Here is a 1,462-nt window from a genome sequence, read left to right on the forward strand (position 1 = left end):
GACGCGCCCTGACGGGCTTGTCTGCTCCCGGCATCCGCTTACAGACAAGCTGTGACCGTCCCCGGGAGCTGCATGTGACGCCAGCTGGCGTAATAGCGAAGAGGCCCGCACCGATCGCCCTTCCCAACAGTTGCGCAGCCTGAATGGCGAATGGCGCCTGATGCGGTATTTTCTCCTTACGCACCTGTGCGGTATTTCACACCGCATATGGTGCACTCTCAGTACAATCTGCTCTGATGCCGCATAGTTAAGCCAGCCCCGACACCCGCCAACACCCGCTGACGCGCCCTGACGGGCTTGTCTGCTCCCGGCATCCGCTTACAGACAAGCTGTGACCGTCCCCGGGAGCTGCATGTGTCAGAGGTTTTCACCTCTAGAACCGAAACGCGCGAGACGAAAGGGCCTCGTGATACGCCTATTTTTATAGGTTAATGTCATGATAATAATGGTTTCTTAGACGTCAGGTGGCACTTCTAGAGGAAATGTGCGCGGAACCCCTATTTGTTTATTTTTCTAAATACATTCAAATATGTATCCGCTCATGAGACAATAACCCTGATAAATGCTTCAATAATATTGAAAAAGGAAGAGTATGAGTATTCAACATTTCCGTGTCGCCCTTATTCCCTTTTTTGCGGCATTTTGCCTTCCTGTTTTTGCTCACCCAGAAACGTTGGTGAAAGTAAAAGATGCTGAAGATCAGTTGGGTGCACGAGTGGGTTACATCGAACTGGATCTCAACAGCGGTAAGATCCTTGAGAGTTTTCGCCCCGAAGAACGTTTTCCAATGATGAGCACTTTTAAAGTTCTGCTATGTGGCGCGGTATTATCCCGTATTGACGCCGGGCAAGAGCAACTCGGTCGCCGCATACACTATTCTCAGAATGACTTGGTTGAGTACTCACCAGTCACAGAAAAGCATCTTACGGATGGCATGACAGTAAGAGAATTATGCAGTGCTGCCATAACCATGAGTGATAACACTGCGGCCAACTTACTTCTGACAACGATCGGAGGACCGAAGGAGCTAACCGCTTTTTTGCACAACATGGGGGATCATGTAACTCGCCTTGATCGTTGGGAACCGGAGCTGAATGAAGCCATACCAAACGACGAGCGTGACACCACGATGCCTGTAGCAATGGCAACAACGTTGCGCAAACTATTAACTGGCGAACTACTTACTCTAGCTTCCCGGCAACAATTAATAGACTGGATGGAGGCGGATAAAGTTGCAGGACCACTTCTGCGCTCGGCCCTTCCGGCTGGCTGGTTTATTGCTGATAAATCTGGAGCCGGTGAGCGTGGGTCTCGCGGTATCATTGCAGCACTGGGGCCAGATGGTAAGCCCTCCCGTATCGTAGTTATCTACACGACGGGGAGTCAGGCAACTATGGATGAACGAAATAGACAGATCGCTGAGATAGGTGCCTCACTGATTAAGCATTGGTAACTGTCAGAC

The 1,462-nt window shown here is 50.5% G+C and carries 1 protein-coding gene; it reads left to right on the forward strand.

The genetic code is table 11. The annotated features are described in order from the left end of the window. Positions 1–592: 592 nt before the first annotated feature. Positions 593–1,453 (forward strand): broad-spectrum class A beta-lactamase TEM-116, encoded by an 861-nt coding sequence (locus C4N23_RS13675; protein ID WP_000027050.1) that lies wholly within the window; start codon positions 593–595, stop codon positions 1,451–1,453. Positions 1,454–1,462 lie beyond the last annotated feature (9 nt).

The organism is Faecalibacterium hattorii (genome assembly GCF_003287455.1).
GTDB classification, from domain to species: domain Bacteria; phylum Bacillota; class Clostridia; order Oscillospirales; family Ruminococcaceae; genus Faecalibacterium; species Faecalibacterium hattorii.